The 986-nt window shown below is 64.6% G+C and carries 1 protein-coding gene; it reads left to right on the forward strand.

The genetic code is table 11. The features are described from left to right. A partial coding sequence (locus tag GSQ89_RS38815) for a transposase (RefSeq protein WP_216856481.1) occupies window positions 1-902 on the forward strand: 902 nt, incomplete at its 5' end. Window positions 903-986 lie beyond the last annotated feature (84 nt).

The following is a 986-nucleotide window of genomic DNA, read 5'->3' on the forward strand; positions in this document are numbered from 1 at the left end:
GCCGGATCGGCGATTACCTACTGGCCATGGACGCGGCCGATGCGGCCGAACCCGATGCGGCCACCGTCCAGCAAATCCGCAAGGCCCTGCGGACGCTGCAAGCCAGGCGCGGCGAACTGACCGGACTGGCCAAACAGATGGCGGACGAGGCGCATGAGATCGGCGTCACGGGCGAGCACGAAGCCCGCCCGATGGGCAAGGGCACAGCAACCAAATATCCGTCCTACAACGTCCAGATCGCAGTCGATCCGCACAGCCACATCGTCATCCACCACGATGTGACCACCGAGGCGACCGACAACCGCCAGCTCTATCCGATGGCGCGCGCCGCCAAGACGGTGCTGGGAACCGAGACGCTGAACGTCATCGCCGATGCCGGCTACGCGAACGCCGGACAGGCCGCGGCCTGCGAAGACGCCGGGATCGTTCCCTCGGCGCCGGCCCCGCGCCGGACCAACACAAGGGGCGATTACTATTCCGCCGATCTGTTCACCCACGACGCCGCCACCGACACTCTGACTTGTCCGGCCGGGCGCAAGCTGCTGCGCAACGGCAGCAACGATCGGGACCAGGAATACCGCTACCGAGCCCAGGACTGCACCGGCTGTTCGCTGAAGCAGGACTGCACCTCCGCGCCGCGCCGCTATGTCTACCGTCATTGGCACCATCATGCCTTGGAACGCATGGTCGGACGCGTCAAGGCAGACAAATCGCTGATGAAAACCCGCTGCAGCACCGTCGAACACCCGTTCGGCACGCTCAAGCACTATCTCGGTGGGCGGTTCCTGCTGCGCGGGCGCCTCAAAGCAGCAACCGAAACCACACTCGCCGTCCTCGGATACAATCTCCGAAGGGTCTCCAACATCCTCGGACGCGCGGAACTCATCGAGAGGTTGGCGTAACAGCCGCCAACACTTCCACGCGTCTCACTCTCCGCCGTGTTGGCAACCCTTGCCAAGTCAGCGAAACGGTTTTCGCACAGCCTG

Origin of the sequence: Acidisphaera sp. S103, assembly GCF_009765975.1 — a bacterium.
Taxonomy (GTDB): Bacteria; Pseudomonadota; Alphaproteobacteria; order Acetobacterales; family Acetobacteraceae; genus Rhodopila.